The sequence below is a fragment of the Pseudomonas sp. TE4620 genome (assembly GCF_056279045.1).
This window is the reverse complement of the sequence record NZ_JBWBQO010000001.1, coordinates 1172290-1189877: the sequence shown is the minus strand read 5'-3', so window position 1 is coordinate 1189877 and position 17588 is coordinate 1172290. Positions and strand designations below refer to the sequence as shown.

The following is a 17588-nucleotide window of genomic DNA, read 5'->3' as shown; positions in this document are numbered from 1 at the left end:
GCGCCGATTGCCCTCGGCTACCCCCAGCGCATCACCACCAACAGCCAGGCCAGGGACAGCAGCGAGGCCACCCACAGGTTCCAGTCGCTGAGCCCGATTACCAGCAAATGCAGGTAAGCGCTGCCCAGCAAAGCAATGAACAGCCGGTCGCCACGGGTGGTGGCAATCGGCAGAAAGCCGCGACGCTCGACGCATGGCCGGCGCAGCTCGTACACCGTCATGCCCAGCAGCAACAGGCCGATCGCGGCGAAGAAGATCGCCGTCGGCAGGGTCCAGGCCATCCAGTCCATAGCGCGCTCCTCAGACCCGGCCCAGGGCAAAGCCCTTGGCCACATGGTTGCGGACAAACCAGATCACCAGCATGCCCGGCAGAATGGTCAATACCCCGGCGGCGGCCAGCACGCCCCAGTCGATCCCCGAGGCCGACACCGTGCGGGTCATTACCGCGGCAATCGGCTTGGCATTCACCGAGGTCAGGGTGCGCGCCAGCAGCAATTCGACCCAGGAAAACATGAAGCAGAAAAACGCCGTGACTCCGATGCCGGAGCCAATCAGCGGGACGAAGATCTTCACGAAGAACCGCGGGAAGCTATAGCCATCGATGTAGGCGGTTTCGTCGATCTCCTTGGGCACCCCGGACATGAAGCCCTCAAGGATCCACACCGCCAACGGTACGTTGAACAGGCAGTGGGCCAGGGCCACGGCAATGTGCGTATCGAACAGGCCAATGGAGGAATACAACTGGAAGAATGGCAGCAGGAACACCGCCGGCGGCGCCATGCGGTTGGTCAGCAGCCAGAAGAACAGGTGCTTGTCGCCCAGAAACCGGTAGCGCGAAAAGGCATAGGCGGCCGGCAAGGCCACGCTCAGCGAGATCACTGTGTTCAGGCACACGTAGTACAGCGAGTTGATATAGCCGCTGTACCAACTGGGGTCGGTGAAGATCACCCGGTAGTTGTCGAAGGTGAAGTTCTGCGGCCACAGGGTCAGGCCGCCGAGGATCTCGGTGTTGCTCTTGAACGACATGTTCAGCAGCCAGTAGATCGGCACCAGCAGGAACAGAATGTACAGCAGCAGCGCCAGCGTCTTGCGCAGGTTCATGGGCGGCCCCTACTGTTTGTCGGCGTGGGTCATGGCGGTATAGAACAGCCACGACACCAGCAGGATGATCAGGAAGTACACCAGCGAGAACGCCGCCGCCGGACCCAGGTCGAACTGCCCCACGGCCATCTGCGTCAGGGTCTGGCTGAGGAAAGTGGTGGCATTGCCAGGCCCGCCACCGGTGAGCACGAACGGCTCGGTGTAGATCATGAAGCTGTCCATGAAGCGCAGCATCACCGCGATCAACAGCACGTTCTTCATCTTCGGCAACTGGATATGCCGGAACACTGCCCAGGCCGAAGCGCGGTCGATGCGCGCCGCCTGGTAATAGACATCGGGGATTGCGCGCAAGCCGGAGTAACACAGCAGCGCCACCAGCGAGGTCCAGTGCCAGACGTCCATCACCAGCACCGTGACCCAGGCATCCATGGTGTTGGCGGCGTAGTTGTAGCTGATGCCCAGCTGGTTGAGCGAAGCGCCCAGCAGGCCGATGTCGGCGCGGCCGAAAATCTGCCAGATGGTGCCGACCACGTTCCACGGGATCAGCAGCGGAATGGCCATGACGATCAGGCACAGCGACGACCAACGGCCCTTGGTCGGCATGGTCAGGGCGATGGCGATGCCCAGGGGGATTTCGATCAGCAGCACGCAGGCCGAATAGATGAACTGGCGCAACAGCGAGTCGTGCAGGCGCGGATCCTGCAGCACCTGGCGGTACCAGTCGGCGCCGACGAAGTAGCGACTGGACTGGTCGAAAATGTCCTGCACCGAGTAGTTGACCACGGTCATCATCGGCACCACAGCGCTGAACGCCACCAGCAGGAACACCGGCAGCACCAGCCACCAGGCCTTGTTGTTGGGCACTTTGTTCATGGCCGGGCCTCCAGCAGTACGTCATCGGCATAGAGCATCAGCCACTGCGCCGGAAAACTGATCCAGGCCTGGCCCTCGGGCAGCGTGCGGTCCTCGCCCAGGCGCACTTTGAGCGGCACGCCTTGCAGGTCGAGGCTGAGAATCTTGTAGGTACCCAGGTCTTCGACATCCACCACCCGGGCGCTGAAGCCTTCGTCGAACGGGGTGTCCCAGACCTGGACGAATTCCGGGCGGATGCCCACTTGCAGGCGCACGGCACTGGTCGCAGCCAGGCGCGCCTGCAACTCCAGCGGCAACGCCAGGTGAATGCCGGCGAAGCCGACGCCACCAGGCTGCACCTGCACCGGGATCAGGTTCATCCCCGGGCTGCCGATGAAATAGCCGACGAAGGTATGGCGCGGACGCTCGAACAACTCGCGCGGGGTGCCGAACTGGACGATCTGGCCGCCATACATCACCGCGATCTTGTCGGCGAAGGTCGAGGCTTCGAGCTGATCGTGGGTGACGTAGATCATGGTGATATTGAACTGCTCGTGGATCTGCTTGAGCTTGCGCCGCAGCTTCCACTTAAGGTGCGGGTCGATCACCGTCAGCGGCTCGTCAAAGAGGATCGCCGAGACGTCGTCGCGCACCAGCCCACGGCCCATGGAGACCTTCTGCTTTTCATCGGCGCTAAGGTTGCGGGCTTTTTTCTTCAGCAGGTTGCCGAGGTCGAGCACCTCGGCGATCTCGGCCACCTTGCTGGCAATGCGCGCTTCATCCAGGCCCTGGTTGCGCAGCGGGAAGGCCAGATTGTCGAACACCGTCATGGTGTCGTAGACCACCGGAAACTGAAACACCTGGGCGATGTTGCGCGCCTGTGGCGACAGTTCGTTGACCACCTTGCCATCGAACAGTACCTGGCCGTGGGACGGGCTGAGCAACCCGGAAATGATATTGAGCAAGGTCGACTTGCCGCACCCCGATGGGCCGAGCAAGGCGTAGGCGCCGCCTTGCTCCCAGACATGTTCAAGCTCACGCAAGGCATAGTCGTCCGCACCCTGGGGGGCACGGCTGTAGCTATGGGCCAGCTGCTGCAGACGAATCTCGGCCATCAGGCGACCCTCGTTTCACGCAAGCCCGGGGCCTGCACCAGTTGCCCGGCGGGGTCGAAGACGAACAGCTTGTGGGTGGGGATGAACACCCGGATCGGCGCATCGACGTGGTACTCGTGCACCCCTGGCAAGTGCAGGACCAGGCGAAAGTGCTCGTTGCGCACATGCAGGAAGGTTTCCGAGCCGCTGATTTCCGCCAGCTCCACCAGCACCGCCAGCTCCAGGTCATCGTCGTTGGACGGCACCAGGCTGATATGGCTCGGACGCACGCCGAAGCGGTAGTCGCCATCGCCGATGCGGCGCAGGTCGGCGTTCATGGCGAAATGCACAGCACCGGCAAAACTCACTTCGTTGCCGTTGATACGCCCGGGCATCAGGTTGATCGGCGGTTCGGAAAACAGCTCGGCGGCCAGCACCGTGCGCGGCTGGTGGTAAACCTGAGCAGTGGGCCCGCTCTGGACGATGCGCCCTTCATGGAGGATGGTGGTGGTGCCGCCCAGGGCCAGGGCCTCGTTGGGTTCGGTGGTGGCGTACACGGCAATGCAGTGGCGCGCGGCGAACAGCTCGCGCATCTCCTGGCGCAGCTCTTCGCGCAGCTTGTAGTCGAGGTTCACCAGCGGTTCGTCGAAGAGGATCAGCTCGGCATCCTTGACCAGTGCCCGGGCCATGGCCGTGCGTTGCTGCTGGCCACCGGAAAGCTCCAGCGGCAAGCGCTGCAGATACGGTTCGATACGCAGCATCTGCGCGGTCTGCTGGACCTTCTCGCGGATCAGCGCTTCGCCCATGCGCGCCTGGCGCAAGGGCGAGGCGATGTTCTCGAACACACTCAAGGTCGGATAATTGATGAACTGCTGATAGACCATCGACACGTTGCGCTGGCGCACCGGCCGGCCGGTGACATCCTCGCCATTCATCAGCACCCGGCCACGGTCCGGCCGATCAAGCCCGGCCATCAGGCGCATAAGGCTGGTCTTGCCGGCCAGGGTGCGGCCGAGCAGCACATTGAACGAGCCGGGTTCGAAGCGCAGGCAGGCATCGTCGATGCACAGCTGGTTATCCACGGTACGGCTGACATGCTCAAGGGTGAGCGACATGGCGCGGCCTTCTTGTTGTTAGCGGACAGGCGCCTGCTATAGAGCGAGATTCATGCCAGCGCTGGCCAAGCCGTTGTCGGCAAAGGACTTTCAGCAGATTGTGGCTTTGCCAAAGTTCACTCCTGAACACAAATGAACAACCTTCACTGCACGGTTGAACAGCCGCGGCATTGACAATGAACAGGACTGAACAACACTGGATCACACAAAAACAACAACACTGCCGCCGGCAGAGGACGGGCCCATGGCCGCATCCACCAGCGCCCATGCGCAACTGATCCAGGCGTCCTGGCAGCGCTGCCGCGCCTACGGCCTGGACCACCAGTCGCAACCGCAGTTCGGCGACGCATCTACTGTGCAGGTCAGCGAGCTGCTCGAACGCCAGCACTCGCTGCTGGGCACCACTCGCGACGAGGTGCTGCCGCAGTACGCGCACCTGCTGGGTAACTCCAGCTACCTGATCATGCTCAGCGACGATCACGGCCAGTTGCTCGATGCCTGGGGCACCCGGCGCTTTATCGACCCGCGCCAGCGCCACGGCTTTGTCGCCGGTGCCTGCTGGCGCGAGCAAGGGGTGGGCACCAACGCCATCGGCACAGCCCTGGCCACCGGCGAAGCGGTACATGTCAGCCAGGACGAACACTTCCTCAAGCTCAACCGCTTCATGGCCAGCGCCGCCGCGCCGCTGTTCGATGCCGAGCGCCAGCTGATCGGCGTGCTCGATGTGTCCAGCGACAGCTACCTGCCGACGGCGCAAACTCAGGGCCTGGTACGGATGATGAGCCAGAGCCTGGAGAACCGCCTGATCCTGGCGCGTTTTGCCGGGCACTACCAACAGCTGAGCTTCAACACCGGGGCCAACAACCTCGACAGCCAATGGGCCGGGCTGTTGGTGTTCGATGACCAGGGCCGGGTGCTGGCGGCCAACCGTCGGGCCGACAGTCTGCTTGGGCAGAACCCACTGCAACTGAACCTGGAGCAGTTGTTCCGCACGCCGCTGGCGCAACTGTTGGCCCACCGGGCTGACCAGCCATTTGCGCTGCAGGTGGCCGGGCGCAACCGCTTCCATTGCCTGCTGCATGCCCCCACAGCATCACCAGCAGCAGCGCTCAACCGCCCGCAACCAAGCTGCGATCCGCGTATCGACAAGGCCCTGCGCCAGGCCGGGTTGCTGCTGGAAAAAGACATCCCGCTGTTGATCGAGGGCGAAACCGGCGCCGGCAAGGAGGTCTTTGTCACCGCCCTGCACCGCGCCAGTAGCCGCGCCACGCAGCCATTGATTGCGGTGAACTGCGCGGCGATTCCGGCCGAGCTGGTCGAGTCGGAGCTGTTCGGCTACGAGAAAGGCGCGTTCACCGGCGCCCACCACAAGGGCAACATCGGACTGATCCGCAAGGCCGACCATGGCATTTTGTTTCTCGACGAAATCGGCGACATGCCGCTGCCCACCCAGGCACGCCTGCTGCGCTTTCTGCAAACCCGCAGCATCCAGCCACTGGGCAGCGGCGAACCGACGCCGGTGGATATCCGCGTGGTCTCGGCGACCAACCACAACCTCGCCGAACAGGTGCGCCTGGGTCATTTTCGCCAGGACCTGTACTACCGCATCGCCGGCCTGAGCCTGATGCTGCCACCGCTGCGCGAACGCAGCGACCGCCTGGCCCTGATCGAACAGCTCCACCAGCAGTACCGCGAACCGGGGGCACCGACGCAATTGCCCGGCAAAGTGCTGGAACTGCTGCTTCAGCATCCCTGGCCGGGCAACCTGCGACAACTGGCCAGCGTGCTGCAGGTGGCCCTGGCGTTGGCCGGCGAACGGCCGATTGCCGTGGAGCACCTGCCCGACAGTTTCTTTGCCGACCTGCCTGAGACCAAGCCCGCCGCGCCAGTGCTGGCCACGCCGGCAAACACTGACGATCTCGGCCAGCGCCTGCGTGCCCTCAATGGCAATATCTCGGCCCTGGCCCGGGCCCTCGGCATCAGCCGCACCACCCTGTACAAGCGCCTGCACACCCAGGGCCATGCCGGCGCAGTTGACGAACGCCTGGGCTGATGGTCAGATGCCTGCCAGTTTCAGGTGCCTGCCGCCGCCGTGCGTCAGGTGAAACGGGAAGCCGGTGCGTCGTTATCGACCAGTCCGGCGCTGCCCCCGCAACGGTAAGCGAGTGAAGCATTCAACACGCCACTGTGCCCACAGGCACGGGAAGGCGAATGACTTTACGCCTCGCAAGCCCGGAGACCGGCCTGAAGCCCCACGACTGCATGCAGTCACTTAGGCAAACCTGCGGAGGGCGGGCACGAGCCGGCTGCCTGGCGCGTGTTGGCCGGGGCCCTCCTGTGCGCTTCGCGAATATTTTTCGAGAAGTCCATGACAGCAACAACCCCCAAACGTCGCCGCGGCCGCCTCGCCGAAGAGCAAATCCAGAGCAAGCCGGAGTGGTCGCAGATCCCCGAGCATACCCGCCATGTGATGCTCTGCACCGGCCCGCGCTGCGTACAACGCGGTGCCCTGCCACTGTGGAAAGTCCTGCGCCGCGAGCTGCTGGTGGCCAACCGCATCGAAACCACTGACGGCGTGCTGCTGACCCGCAGCCATTGCCAGTTCCCGTGCAACCTCGGCCCGGTGCTGACGGTATATCCGGACCGCTGCTGGTACCGGGTAGCCAACGCCGAAGACGCTCAGCGCCTGGTGCGTGTGCACCTGATCGACGGCCAACCGGTGCCCGAGTTGCTGCTCAACGGCCAGGGCTCATGAGGGGGTTGGGCGCCAGCGTGCTGGCCCTGTTGAGCAGCAGCGCCATGGCCCTGGACTATCAGAACTGCGGACACACCTGGCAACTGCCACAGGAGCGCCCGCAACGCATCCTGGCCCTCAACCAGCACGCCGCCGACCTGCTGCTGGCCCTGGACGCCGGCCCGGCGCTGGCCGCCGTCAGCTATATAGATGATGACGCCCAGGCGCTGACCAGCGGACGCTATCGCGGCGTCCCCCTGCTGTCGCGTCGCTACCCGGCAACCGAAGTGGTCTATGCCCAAGGTTACGACCTGCTGGTCGGCGGCTTTGCCAGCGCCTTTCGTGACCGCGACGGGGTCGCCCCGCGCACCACCCTGCAGGCCAACGGCATCGCCAGCTACCTTCTGGAAAACGCCTGCGCGCCAGCGCCGGAAAACGGCTTTGCCGCCATTGAACAAGACCTGCGCAGCCTCGGCCACCTGTTGCAGCGCGAGGCCCGGGCCAGCCAGTTGATCACCCGCCAGCGCCAGGACCTGGCCGCCGCCAAAACCATCGCCGGGCACAGCCCGCCGCTGTCGGTGTTCTACCTCGACAGCGAGGTCAACGGCCTGCAAAGCGAAGGCAAGCGCGGTTTCATCACCCAGTTGATCGACGCAGCAGGCGGGCGCAACCTGTACGCCGAGGTGGAGCTGAACCGGGTTACGGTGGATGCCGAGCGCCTGCTGCGCGCCGATCCTGACGTGATCATCCTTGCCGATGCGGTGTGGTCGCCGGCCGCCGGCAAGCGCGCCTACCTGCATAAACACCCGGCGCTTTCGCACCTGCGCGCGGTACGCGACGACCGCCTGATCGACCTGCCCTTCAGCCATATCGTGCCCGGCGAACACAGCGCCCGTACCGCCCTGACCCTGGCGCGCCAACTGCGCGCCTTGAAGCAACAGCGGCCTTGACCCGTCGCAGCAGAATCCGCTGCCAAACCCACTATTTCAGCTTTACCGGCTGAGCACCCAATGCGCTTCAGCCGGGATTTATCCTTGATCACGTCGACAATAAGCACACAGCCAACCCCGGATGCGTGCCTCGATGCAAACAACAAATACAGTCTTGATGATCCGCCCGGCGCGGTTCGCCTTCAACCCGGACACCGCCCTCAACAACCGTTTCCAGCAAGCCCTGCTCGACCCGCAGCAGGCACAGCAGAAAGCGCTGGAAGAGTTCGATGGCTACGTCGATACCCTGCGCCAGCACGGTGTCGAAGTGCTGGTGGTGCAGGACACCCCGGCGCCGCACACCCCTGATTCGATCTTCCCCAACAACTGGTGGAGCAGCCACGCCGACGGCAGCCTGGTGCTCTACCCGATGGAGGGCCAGAACCGCCGCCTGGAGCGCAGCAAGGGCGTGCTCAAGGTGCTTGAAGAGCGCTTCGCCGTCCGTCAGACCATCGATCTGAGCCCCTTGGAACAGCAGAGTATGTATCTGGAAGGGACCGGCAGCATGGTCCTCGATCGCGAACACCGGATCAGCTACGCCTGCCACTCCGGGCGCACCCACACCCAGGCCCTGCGCCTGTTCGCCGAACAGCTCGATTATCGCCTGTGCCTGTTCCACGCCGTCGACCGCCACCAGGCACCGATCTATCACAGCAACGTGATGATGAGCGTCGGCCGCGGGCTCTCGGTGGTCTGCCTGCAGGCGCTGCCCGAGGCCGATGAGCGTCGCGCCCTGGAGCATTCGCTGCGCGACACCGGCAAGGACATCCTGGCCCTGGACTTCGACCAGCTCGAAGGTTTTGCCGGCAACATGCTCGAAGTCCACGACAAGCAAGGCCAGCCACTGCTGGTGATGTCGCGCAGCGCCTGGCGCTCGCTCACCCCAGAACAACGCCGGCAGGTCGAGCAGCACAGCCACCCGGTGGTGGTGAACATCGACCATATCGAGCGCATCGGCGGCGGCAGCGCGCGCTGCATGCTCGCCGAAGTGCACCTGCCTGTCCGTCACTGATTACAACAAAGGAGTTCACCATGACCCGCTATATCGACGTTACCGACCTCAGCCGCCTGGTGGCACGCAAAGGCCTGAGCACCTGCATCAGCGAGATGGCCGAGTACATCCGTGAGGACTACCTGCGCTGGCACGACTTCGAAAAATGCGCGCGCCTGGCCAACCACTCGGCCGACGGGGTGATCGAGCTGATGCCGGTGTCCGATGCCAACCTGTACGCCTTCAAGTACGTCAACGGCCACCCGAAAAACACCCAGCGCGGCATGCTCACAGTGATGGCCTTCGGCGCCCTGGGCGACGTTGATAGCGGCGCGCCGGTGCTGCTCAGCGAGATGACCCTGACCACCGCCATCCGCACCGCCGCCACCTCGGCCCTGGCCGCGCGCTACCTGGCGCGCAAAAACAGCCGCAGCATGGCGCTGATCGGCAACGGCTCACAGAGCGAGTTCCAGGCCCTGGCCTTCCATGCCCTGCTGGGCATCGACGACATCCGCCTGTATGACCTGGACCCTGCGGCCAGCGCCAAGCTGGTGGCCAACCTCGCCGCCTTCCCGGCCATCAAGGTCAGCGTTGCCGGCTCTGTCGCCGACGCGGTGCGCGGCGCCGATATTGTCACCACGGTGACTGCCGACAAGGCCTACGCCACCATCCTCACTCCGCAAATGATCGAACCTGGCATGCACCTGAATGCCGTCGGCGGCGACTGCCCGGGCAAGACCGAACTGCACCGCGAGATCGTCGAGCGCGCCCGGGTGATCGTCGAGTACGAACCGCAAAGCCGCATCGAAGGCGAAATCCAGCAAATGCCTGCCGACTCGCCCACCACCGAATTCTGGCAAGTGGTCAACGGCCAGGCCGCCGGGCGCGAAAACGCCGAGCAAGTGACCCTGTTCGATTCGGTCGGCTTTGCTCTAGAGGACTATTCGGCCCTGCGCTATGTGCTGGACGTCGCCAAGGCCCTGGACATCGGCAGCGAGATTGCCCTGGTGCCGGAGCTCAAGGACCCGAAAGACCTGTTCGCGCTGCTGCGCGCCCCGGTTGCAGACCTGCAGAAAAAACGCGCCTGAGGCCGACCGATTCTGCCGCGCCGCGGTGCGGCAGATCGGAAACCGCTGCACACGAAGCTCAAACAGGAGGTGCTCCAGCCGATTCGGCTGCCATTCACGCGTTAACAGCAAAATCCGGCAGCCGACGCCGGCGCAAACGACACAAAAAAAACGTCGTCATCGCGCATTCTGAGCCCGACCAGAGAGTCACTAAAAGACCAGAAGCGCACCACTGCCCTACATCAACTATAAAACTCAGGGATACTCATATGACTTCGCTGCGAAAGCTCCTCAGCGTGCTGCTCCTGCCACTGTGCGCAAGTGCGGTGCAGGCCAAGGAATGGACCGAGATCCGTTTCGGCGTCTACCCCGAATACCCCCCTTTTGAATCGGTTGCTGCCGATGGCAGCCTGCAAGGCTTCGACATCGAGCTGGGCAACGCCATCTGCGCCAAGCTGCAGGTCAAATGCACCTGGGTGCACAACGAATTCGACGGCATGATCCCGGCCCTGCGGGCACGCAAGTTCGACGCGATCATGTCGTCGATGGCGGTGACCCCGGCGCGGCAGAAACAGATCGATTTCAGCGCCAAACTGTTCCTCAGCCCGACCTCGGTTATCGTGCGCAAGAGCGCCGACTTCGGCGATACCCCGGAATCGCTCAAAGGCAAGCAGGTCGGCGTGCTGCAAGGCTCGCTGCAGGAAGCCTACGCCCGCGCCAAACTGGCGCCGCTGGGGGCCCAGGTCAAGGCTTATCAGGCTCAGGACCAGAACTACGCCGACCTGCTCAACGGCCGTCTCGACGCCACCTTGACCGACAAGCTCGAAGCCCAGCTCAACTTCCTTTCCAAACCCGAAGGCGCCGACTTCAAGAGCGGCCCGGCGATCAAGGACCCGACCCTGCCCCTGGATATCGCCATGGGCCTGCGCAAGAACGACAGCGAGCTCAAGGCCCTGCTCGACAAAGGCATTGCCGCGGTGCACGCCGACGGTACCTTCGCCGAAATCCAGAAAAAATACGTCGGCGACCTGGATATCTACAACGAGTAAGCCGTGTAGTCGCGATCGGCTCGCCCTGAGCTGATCGCGCCCGCATTTGCCCTGCGTCCTACCGAGATTTTTCCCGTGAACGACTTCCTTCACTCCCATGGCTGGCAGGCCTTGAGCCTGCAGGGCTTCGGCCCGCTGTTGCTGCAAGGGACCTGGATGACCCTGAAACTGGCGCTGTTGTCGCTGGCCCTGAGCCTGGCACTGGGCCTGTTCGGTGCCAGCGCCAAGCTCTCGCGGCTGAAACTGCTGCGGGTACCGGCCACTCTGTACACCACGCTGATTCGCAGTGTGCCGGACCTGGTGCTGATCCTGCTGATTTTCTACACCTTGCAATTGTGGCTCAACGACCTGACCGAGCTGCTCGGCTGGGACTACTTCGAGATCGACCCGTTCACCGCCGGGGTCATCACCCTGGGCTTTATCTACGGCGCTTATTTCACCGAGAACTTTCGCGGGGCGATCCTCAGCGTCCCGGCCGGACAACTGGAAGCCGCCACGGCCTACGGTCTGAGCCGCGCGCAACGCTTTCGCCTGGTGCTGTTCCCGCAACTGATGCGCTTCGCCCTGCCGGGCCTTGGCAACAACTGGCTGGTGCTGCTCAAGTCCACTGCGCTGGTGTCGATCATCGGCCTGGCCGACCTGGTCAAGGCCGCACAAAACGCCGGCAAGACCACCAACAACACCCTGTACTTCCTGATCATCGCCGGGCTTGTGTACCTGCTGATCACCACCCTCTCCAACCGTCTGTTCAAGCACCTGGAGCGGCGTTACAACACCGGTATCAAGGGGCTGGCACGATGATCGAACTCTTTGAGCAATACGGCCAGGCCTACCTCTACAGTGACGGCGCCGGGCTTTCCGGGCTGGCCATGACCCTGTGGCTGTTCGTCATCACCATGGTCCTGGGCTTTTTCCTGTCGCTGCCGCTGGCCCTGGCGCGGGTCTCGCGCAGCCTGTGGTTGCGCTGGCCGGTGGAGTTCTACACCTTCGTGTTCCGCGGCACGCCGCTGTATATCCAGCTGTTGATCTGCTACACCGGCCTGTACGGGCTGGAGGTGGTGCGCGATCACGCCCTGCTCGACCAGTTCTTTCGCAATGCGCTGAACTGCACCCTGCTGGCTTTCGTGCTCAATACCTGCGCCTACACCGTGGAGATTTTCGCCGGGGCGATTCGCAATATCCCCCATGGCGAGATCGAAGCGGCCCAGGCCTACGGCCTGCACGGCTGGAAGCTGAACCTGTTCGTGGTGCTGCCGGCGGCTCTGCGCCGCTCATTACCGGCTTACAGCAACGAGCTGATCCTGATGCTGCACGCTACCTCGCTGGCTTTTACCGCCACCATCGCCGACATCCTCAAAGTCGCCCGCGATGCCAATGCCGCCACCTTCCTGACCTTCCAGGCCTTCGGAACCGCGGCACTGCTGTACATGTTGCTGTCCTTCGCGCTGGTCGGGCTGTTTCGCCTGGCCGAGCGGCGCTGGATGGGTTTTCTTGTTCCTGCCCGAGGCTAACTCATGACCACTACCGCACACGCCTTGTCGACCGGCGAACACACTCACAGCACACGTCCAAGCCCGCGCATTGCCAACGTCGCCGCCGACGCCACGGTAAAACTGAGCGTTGCCGACCTGCACAAACGCTACGGCGATCATGAAGTGCTCAAGGGTGTCTCGCTGCAGGCGCGCAAAGGCGACGTGATCAGCCTGATCGGTGCCAGCGGCTCAGGCAAGAGCACCATGCTGCGCTGCATCAACTTCCTTGAGCAACCCGATGCCGGGGTCATCACCCTCGATCAGCAGACCATCGAAATGCGCCAGGGCCGCGCCGGCAGCCGGGCGCCGCACCCGGCGCAGTTGCAGAACCTGCGCACGCGCCTGGCCATGGTGTTCCAGCACTTCAACCTGTGGAGCCACATGACGGTGCTTGAGAACATCTGCATGGCGCCGCGGCGGGTGCTCGGGGTCAGCAGCCAGGAAGCCGAAGCGCGGGCACGCAAGTACCTGGACAAGGTCGGCCTGCCGGCCCGCGCCGCTGACCAGTACCCGGCGTTTCTTTCCGGTGGTCAGCAACAGCGGGTGGCGATTGCCCGGGCCCTGGCCATGGAGCCGGAAATCATCCTCTTCGATGAACCGACCTCGGCCCTCGACCCGGAGCTGGTTGGTGAAGTGCTGAAAGTCATACAGACGCTGGCCGAGGAAGGCCGTACCATGCTCATGGTCACCCACGAGATGGGCTTTGCCCGCCAAGTGTCGAGCCAGGTGCTGTTTCTGCATCAGGGCCGGGTCGAGGAACAAGGAAGCGCCGAGATACTTGACCAGCCGCAGAGCGAACGCCTGCAGCAATTTCTTTCCAACCGTTTGAAGTGAAGCCGAACCTGCATGGATACCAAGGTCAACAGCCCACAGACCACGCCGCCCCTGGACCGGATCGACGAAGCGATCATCGATGTGTTGCGCCACAACGGGCGCATCACCTATGAAAAGCTCTCATCGCTGGTGCACCTCACCCCTCGCCCATGCCTGGAACGGGTGCGCAAGCTGGAACGGCGCGGAGTGATTCGCGGCTATGGCGCGATCATCGATGTGCAGATGGTTTCGCCGGGGCTGTCGCTGCTGGTGCTGGTGGCCCTCTCCAACCAGAGCGGGCGCGCCGCGCAAAAGGCCTTCGAGGCCTGCGTGCGCGCCTGCCCGCAGGTGTTCGACTGCCAGCTGATCAGTGGCCACTTCGACTACAGCTTGCGCATGCGCTGCCGTGACATGGAGCACTACCGGGTGCTGACCGAAACCTGGATGAACAACGACGAGCTGCACATCGACAAGCTGGTCGCCCACCCGGAGCTGGCGGTGGTGAAGAACACCGCCCCCCAGCTCTAGGCCACCAACTCAGGTACGCGGCGGCGCCACCGGCCCGCTGCGCGACCAATCGAGCAACAGGCTGTAGGCCACCGCCAGCAAGGTCGGGCCGATGAACAGGCCGATAAAGCCGAAGGCCAGCAAGCCGCCAAACACCCCGAGCAAGACGATCACCAGCGGCAGGTTACCGCCACGGCTGATCAGGTAGGGTTTGAGCACGTTGTCGACGCCGCTGATGATGAAGGTACCCCAGAGGCCGAGGAACACCGCCATGCCGTACTCGCCCTGCCAGGCCAGCCAGGCGGTAGCCGGCACCCAGGCCAGCGGTGGGCCCATGGGAATCAGGCTGAGCATGAAGGTGACGATCCCCAGCACCAGCGCCCCTGGCACACCGGCAATCAGGAAGCCGATCAGCGCCAGTACCGCTTGCGCCGCAGCGGTGCCGATCACGCCGTTGACCACCCGTTGCACGGTACCTGCCACCAGTTCGAGGTAGTACTCGGCGCGCTCGCCGATCAGGCGGTCCAGCAGGCGCAGGACAAACGCCGCCAGGCGCGGCCCGTCACGGTAGAAGAAGAACACGAAGACCAGGCTCAGGGTCAGCTCGAGAATGCCGCTGCCGATCTGCGCGCTGCGCGCCAGCAGCCAGTTGCCGACCTGGCCCAGGTACGGCTTGATGGTGACCAACAACGCAGCGCCTTGCTGGTCAATGGTGTTCCACATGCCCACCAGGCGCTCGCCGACAAAAGGCACGCTGCCCAGCCAGCCCGGCGCATCGGGCAGGCCATCGACCTGCACGTCGCGCACGAAGGCGGTGGCATCGCGAATATGGTCGGCCAGGTTGAAGCCCAGCCACACCAGCGGCAACGCCACCAGCAATATCCACAAGGTGGTCAACAACCCTGCGGCGAGGGTTTCGCGACCGCCGAGCAGGCGCGTCAACAGACGCATCAGCGGCCAGCTGGCGTAGGCCAGGATGGCCCCCCAGAGCAGCGCCGAAATGAACGGTGCCATCACCCAGAGGCCTGCGCCAAGCAGCGCCAGCAGGATGATCTGCACCAGCAGGCGGTCATTATTGGGCATCATGTTTCTCGATCAACGAATCAGTTCGACGTGGAAACCATCAGTCTCGGCGCTACCCACTTCCAGTCGCGCTGGACGCACCCCGGCCTTTACCAGTTGCTCACGCCAGTCTTGCGCCTTGGCCCCGCTCAGGCTCACGCGCAAGGTGGTGTTGTTGTTCAGGCTGCGCCCGATCAGGTTGACCCAGGCCGCAGGCGGCTCGCCGTTCAAGTCAGGGTAGTCGAGCTTGCCGGTGTCGAGCAGTTCGCGCATCAAGGTGGCTGGCGTGGGCAGCAACTCGCCCAGGGGCGCATCGGCGACGAACTCTTCGACGTGCAGGTAAGCACGCTTGTTGCCACGGGTGATGCTGTACAGGGCGACCAGGGTGTTGCTCTGCTCGGCGGAGCGGCGCAGCAGAATGAACGCCTGTTGCTCGTCGGCACCCGACAACGTGCGGTTCTTGAACACCTCGTTGGCCCACAGGCTGTTCTCGCCACAATCACGCGCCTGGCACCAGAACAACGGATAACCGCCATCGTTCTGCAGGGCTTCGCGGGCGGCGGTGAAGGCTTCGTTGGCACTGCGCTCGCGGGGCAGCTCATAGGTGGTGGAGCTGACCTGGCCGCGGCTTTCGATCTTGCCCTCGACCCGCAGCTGATTGCTGATCTTGCGCAGGCCGCCCAAGGGGTAGATGCGCTCCTGCGGTACCGCCGCGCGCTGATCGACCACCTTGGCGTCCAGCGGAACCGGCAGGCCGTCGGCCAGCAACGGCAGGCTGGCGAGAACGCCGAGCCCGGCCATGGCCGCCCGGGTAAGCAATTTGAGCCTCATAGGCTCGTCACCGAGCGCGGGGCGTCAAGGTGGTCAAATGATGTGGCGTTGTCTTGCTCGTTCATGGTTGTCTCCCTGTTCAACCCGCCAAGCCTCGACAGTTGCCGGTCACAAGTCAAGAAATGCCAAAGAAGCGATTGAAACAGTCTGCAACAAGGGTTGCGCCGGCCTCGTCATTCAGGTGCAGATGATGACCGCCCGGCAGTTGTTCTCGCTCAAAGGGTAGCTGCTCGAGCAACTCGCTGTGGCGCGCCAGCATGCCGTCGGCGGCCACCACCAGTTTCGCCGGGCAGGCGATGCGTTGCACGAAGCTCATGGCCTGGGCCTGGTTCAGTCGCGTGGGCGATGGCAGGGTCAGGCGGCTGTCGCTGCGCCAAGTGTAGCCACCGGGTACCGGCATCAGCCCACGCTGGGCAAGTAGCTCGGCCGCCTCGCGGCTGACCGCCACCAGGCCCTTCATGCGTGCCTCGATGGCCTGCTCGAGGGTCGAGTGCACGGCCTTGCGCTTGCTGTCCAGGCGCAGTTGCGCCTGCAGGGCCATGCCCATGCGTTCGGCGGCATCCTGCGGGCCGCTGGTGGGCGGGATGACCCCGTCGATCAAGGCCAGGCGGGTGATGCGTTCGGGCAAGGCGCCGGCCAGCAGCACCGAAATGATCGCCCCCAGCGAGTGCCCGAGCAGGGCAAAGTGCTCCCAGCCCATCTGCTCGGCCACCCGCAGTACATCGTGGGCGTAGTCGGCCAGGGCGTAGCCGGCGCCGGCCGGGCGATGCTCGGAATGGCCATGGCCGGCCAGGTCCAGGGCGAGGATGCGCAGGCCCTTGAGCCGGGGCGCCAGGCGGGCAAAGCTGTTGGCGTTGTCCAGCCAGCCGTGCAGGGCAATCACCGGCAAGCCGTCGGCCGGGCCGAACAGGTGCGCGGCCAGCTCGATATGGCCCAGGTTCAGGCGTACTTCTTCCATTTCAGTGCTCATGTCGGGGTGTCCTGCCAGCGCTCGAACAGGCCCTTGATCAGGCTGGCGGTATCGCTCGGGTGCTCCAGCGGAAACATATGACCGCCCGGCAGGCTGTGGTATTCGCCCCTGGGCATGCCACGCACGGCCAGGGCGTGATGGCGCTTGACCACCCGGCTGTGGCTGCCACGGACCATGGCCAGGGGCAGCTGCAGCTGTTTGGCCGGGATCGGGCTGGTGTGCGGCAGGCTGCGGTAGATGCTGATCTCGGTAGCCGGGTCAAAGCGCAGGCGCAAGCCGTCTGCGCCGGGCTGCAAGCCATGCTCAAGGTAGGCGTCCAGGCATTCGGGATCGAAATGGCGGAACAGCGTTTTGCCAGCGAAATAGGCCCGTGCGCTGTCACGGTCGGCAAAGGCTTCGCGGCGGCCCAGGGTGCGCCCGGCCGGGGTGATGCGATCGATGAAGCCCATGCGCTTGGCGGCCTGGATCAGCCACTGGTCGACCCGGGTCAACACCGGCGAATCGAGCATCACCACGCCGCGGTAGTACTGCGGGCAGCGCAGCGCCGCATGCAGATGCAACACACCCCCCAAAGAATGCCCGACGCCCCAGACCGGGCCCGGCTGTTGCTCCAGGTGATGGATCAGCTCGTCGACCAGGTTCTGCCAGTTGTCGTTGACCGGAAAGCGCGGATCGTGGGCATGCTGGGCCAGGTGGCTGACCTGATAGTCCGGCGCCAGCGCCGCAAAGAGCTTGCCGTAGGTGGCCGAGGGAAAGCCATTGGCATGGGCGAAGAAGATCTGCTGCGACATGGCCGCCAATCCAGAAGGAAGTGATGGCTCATTGTCGGCAACCGCACCCGTGGCGGCAATGTCCGGAAAAGCCATCGGCGACGGCAATCA

General features: G+C 64.1%; 19 protein-coding genes and 1 riboswitch. Of the genes, 10 read left to right on the top strand and 9 right to left on the bottom strand.

Annotated elements, in window-relative coordinates; genetic code table 11:
• Positions 1-17: 17 nt before the first annotated feature.
• From ACZ9A3_RS05630 to ACZ9A3_RS05610, 5 genes are read right to left on the bottom strand one after another with little or no spacing between them, the layout of a single operon-like run.
• Entirely contained in the window at positions 18-290 is a 273-nt protein-coding gene (locus ACZ9A3_RS05630) for a DUF2160 domain-containing protein (RefSeq protein WP_045202145.1), read from the bottom strand.
• Between the two features lie 10 nt (positions 291-300).
• A complete protein-coding gene (locus ACZ9A3_RS05625) occupies positions 301-1101 on the bottom strand; it encodes a carbohydrate ABC transporter permease (protein WP_045202146.1) in 801 nt (266 codons plus the stop codon).
• A gap of 9 nt (positions 1102-1110) precedes the next feature.
• Entirely contained in the window at positions 1111-1974 is an 864-nt protein-coding gene (locus ACZ9A3_RS05620) for a carbohydrate ABC transporter permease (RefSeq protein WP_045202147.1), read from the bottom strand.
• Positions 1971-3068 carry an ABC transporter ATP-binding protein gene (locus ACZ9A3_RS05615; RefSeq protein WP_093385287.1) on the bottom strand — a complete coding sequence of 366 codons (1098 nt, stop codon included), beginning with the start codon at positions 3066-3068 and terminating at the stop codon, positions 1971-1973. Before ACZ9A3_RS05615 ends, ACZ9A3_RS05620 begins: the two co-directional genes overlap by 4 nt.
• A complete protein-coding gene (locus ACZ9A3_RS05610) occupies positions 3068-4162 on the bottom strand; it encodes an ABC transporter ATP-binding protein (RefSeq protein ID WP_213601983.1) in 1095 nt (364 codons plus the stop codon). Before ACZ9A3_RS05610 ends, ACZ9A3_RS05615 begins: the two co-directional genes overlap by 1 nt.
• A gap of 244 nt (positions 4163-4406) precedes the next feature.
• Between ACZ9A3_RS05610 and ACZ9A3_RS05605 the strand changes: the two genes are divergently transcribed.
• From ACZ9A3_RS05605 to ACZ9A3_RS05560, 10 genes are all read left to right on the top strand, one after another.
• Entirely contained in the window at positions 4407-6215 is a 1809-nt protein-coding gene (locus tag ACZ9A3_RS05605) for a sigma-54-dependent Fis family transcriptional regulator (RefSeq protein WP_213601985.1), read from the top strand.
• A gap of 5 nt (positions 6216-6220) precedes the next feature.
• A riboswitch (cobalamin riboswitch) is annotated at positions 6221-6424 on the top strand.
• A 106-nt stretch (positions 6425-6530) separates the two neighbouring features.
• Positions 6531-6917, top strand: coding sequence for a (2Fe-2S) ferredoxin domain-containing protein (locus ACZ9A3_RS05600; protein WP_045202155.1), 387 nt, complete (start codon positions 6531-6533; stop codon positions 6915-6917).
• Positions 6914-7846 (top strand): ABC transporter substrate-binding protein, encoded by a 933-nt coding sequence (locus tag ACZ9A3_RS05595; RefSeq protein ID WP_476252213.1) that lies wholly within the window; start codon positions 6914-6916, stop codon positions 7844-7846. Before ACZ9A3_RS05600 ends, ACZ9A3_RS05595 begins: the two co-directional genes overlap by 4 nt.
• 133 nt (positions 7847-7979) lie before the next feature.
• Positions 7980-8897: a citrulline utilization hydrolase CtlX gene (gene ctlX, locus ACZ9A3_RS05590; RefSeq protein WP_093387627.1), complete on the top strand. Its 918-nt coding sequence runs from the start codon at positions 7980-7982 to the stop codon at positions 8895-8897.
• Between the two features lie 20 nt (positions 8898-8917).
• Positions 8918-9964, top strand: coding sequence for an ornithine cyclodeaminase (locus tag ACZ9A3_RS05585; RefSeq protein ID WP_093385303.1), 1047 nt, complete (start codon positions 8918-8920; stop codon positions 9962-9964).
• Positions 9965-10212: 248 nt separating this feature from the next.
• Entirely contained in the window at positions 10213-10992 is a 780-nt protein-coding gene (locus ACZ9A3_RS05580; protein WP_045202161.1) for an ABC transporter substrate-binding protein, read from the top strand.
• Positions 10993-11067: 75 nt separating this feature from the next.
• On the top strand, positions 11068-11793 hold the full coding sequence (locus ACZ9A3_RS05575) for an ABC transporter permease (protein ID WP_038996184.1): 726 nt from the start codon (positions 11068-11070) through the stop codon (positions 11791-11793).
• On the top strand, positions 11790-12503 hold the full coding sequence (locus ACZ9A3_RS05570; RefSeq protein WP_093385307.1) for an ABC transporter permease: 714 nt from the start codon (positions 11790-11792) through the stop codon (positions 12501-12503). The genes ACZ9A3_RS05575 and ACZ9A3_RS05570 overlap by 4 nt, the downstream gene beginning before the upstream one ends.
• 3 nt (positions 12504-12506) lie before the next feature.
• On the top strand, positions 12507-13358 hold the full coding sequence (locus tag ACZ9A3_RS05565; protein WP_256326752.1) for an ABC transporter ATP-binding protein: 852 nt from the start codon (positions 12507-12509) through the stop codon (positions 13356-13358).
• Between the two features lie 12 nt (positions 13359-13370).
• On the top strand, positions 13371-13865 hold the full coding sequence (locus ACZ9A3_RS05560) for an Lrp/AsnC family transcriptional regulator (protein ID WP_010224632.1): 495 nt from the start codon (positions 13371-13373) through the stop codon (positions 13863-13865).
• 9 nt (positions 13866-13874) lie between these two features.
• On the opposite strand, the gene ACZ9A3_RS05555 is transcribed toward ACZ9A3_RS05560, so the two are convergent.
• The 4 genes from ACZ9A3_RS05555 to ACZ9A3_RS05540 form a co-directional block, all read right to left on the bottom strand.
• Positions 13875-14927 carry an AI-2E family transporter gene (locus ACZ9A3_RS05555; protein ID WP_045202231.1) on the bottom strand — a complete coding sequence of 351 codons (1053 nt, stop codon included), beginning with the start codon at positions 14925-14927 and terminating at the stop codon, positions 13875-13877.
• 12 nt (positions 14928-14939) lie between these two features.
• Positions 14940-15707, bottom strand: a complete 768-nt coding sequence (locus tag ACZ9A3_RS05550; RefSeq protein ID WP_249744445.1) for a DUF4892 domain-containing protein — start codon at positions 15705-15707, stop codon at positions 14940-14942.
• A 145-nt stretch (positions 15708-15852) separates the two neighbouring features.
• Entirely contained in the window at positions 15853-16707 is an 855-nt protein-coding gene (locus ACZ9A3_RS05545) for an alpha/beta hydrolase (RefSeq protein WP_476252212.1), read from the bottom strand.
• Positions 16704-17498: an alpha/beta hydrolase gene (locus ACZ9A3_RS05540; RefSeq protein ID WP_476252211.1), complete on the bottom strand. Its 795-nt coding sequence runs from the start codon at positions 17496-17498 to the stop codon at positions 16704-16706. The genes ACZ9A3_RS05545 and ACZ9A3_RS05540 overlap by 4 nt, the downstream gene beginning before the upstream one ends.
• Between the last annotated feature and the right edge of the window lie 90 nt (positions 17499-17588).

Coding starts and splice junctions, on each gene's coding strand:
- ACZ9A3_RS05630 (WP_045202145.1), bottom strand. CDS start 290: ATGGACTGGATGGCCTGGACCCTGCCGACGGCGATCTTCTTCGCCGCG.
- ACZ9A3_RS05625 (WP_045202146.1), bottom strand. CDS start 1,101: ATGAACCTGCGCAAGACGCTGGCGCTGCTGCTGTACATTCTGTTCCTG.
- ACZ9A3_RS05620 (WP_045202147.1), bottom strand. CDS start 1,974: ATGAACAAAGTGCCCAACAACAAGGCCTGGTGGCTGGTGCTGCCGGTG.
- ACZ9A3_RS05615 (WP_093385287.1), bottom strand. CDS start 3,068: ATGGCCGAGATTCGTCTGCAGCAGCTGGCCCATAGCTACAGCCGTGCC.
- ACZ9A3_RS05610 (WP_213601983.1), bottom strand. CDS start 4,162: ATGTCGCTCACCCTTGAGCATGTCAGCCGTACCGTGGATAACCAGCTG.
- ACZ9A3_RS05605 (WP_213601985.1), top strand. CDS start 4,407: ATGGCCGCATCCACCAGCGCCCATGCGCAACTGATCCAGGCGTCCTGG.
- ACZ9A3_RS05600 (WP_045202155.1), top strand. CDS start 6,531: ATGACAGCAACAACCCCCAAACGTCGCCGCGGCCGCCTCGCCGAAGAG.
- ACZ9A3_RS05595 (WP_476252213.1), top strand. CDS start 6,914: ATGAGGGGGTTGGGCGCCAGCGTGCTGGCCCTGTTGAGCAGCAGCGCC.
- ctlX (WP_093387627.1), top strand. CDS start 7,980: ATGCAAACAACAAATACAGTCTTGATGATCCGCCCGGCGCGGTTCGCC.
- ACZ9A3_RS05585 (WP_093385303.1), top strand. CDS start 8,918: ATGACCCGCTATATCGACGTTACCGACCTCAGCCGCCTGGTGGCACGC.
- ACZ9A3_RS05580 (WP_045202161.1), top strand. CDS start 10,213: ATGACTTCGCTGCGAAAGCTCCTCAGCGTGCTGCTCCTGCCACTGTGC.
- ACZ9A3_RS05570 (WP_093385307.1), top strand. CDS start 11,790: ATGATCGAACTCTTTGAGCAATACGGCCAGGCCTACCTCTACAGTGAC.
- ACZ9A3_RS05565 (WP_256326752.1), top strand. CDS start 12,507: ATGACCACTACCGCACACGCCTTGTCGACCGGCGAACACACTCACAGC.
- ACZ9A3_RS05560 (WP_010224632.1), top strand. CDS start 13,371: ATGGATACCAAGGTCAACAGCCCACAGACCACGCCGCCCCTGGACCGG.
- ACZ9A3_RS05555 (WP_045202231.1), bottom strand. CDS start 14,927: ATGCCCAATAATGACCGCCTGCTGGTGCAGATCATCCTGCTGGCGCTG.
- ACZ9A3_RS05550 (WP_249744445.1), bottom strand. CDS start 15,707: ATGGCCGGGCTCGGCGTTCTCGCCAGCCTGCCGTTGCTGGCCGACGGC.
- ACZ9A3_RS05545 (WP_476252212.1), bottom strand. CDS start 16,707: ATGAGCACTGAAATGGAAGAAGTACGCCTGAACCTGGGCCATATCGAG.
- ACZ9A3_RS05540 (WP_476252211.1), bottom strand. CDS start 17,498: ATGTCGCAGCAGATCTTCTTCGCCCATGCCAATGGCTTTCCCTCGGCC.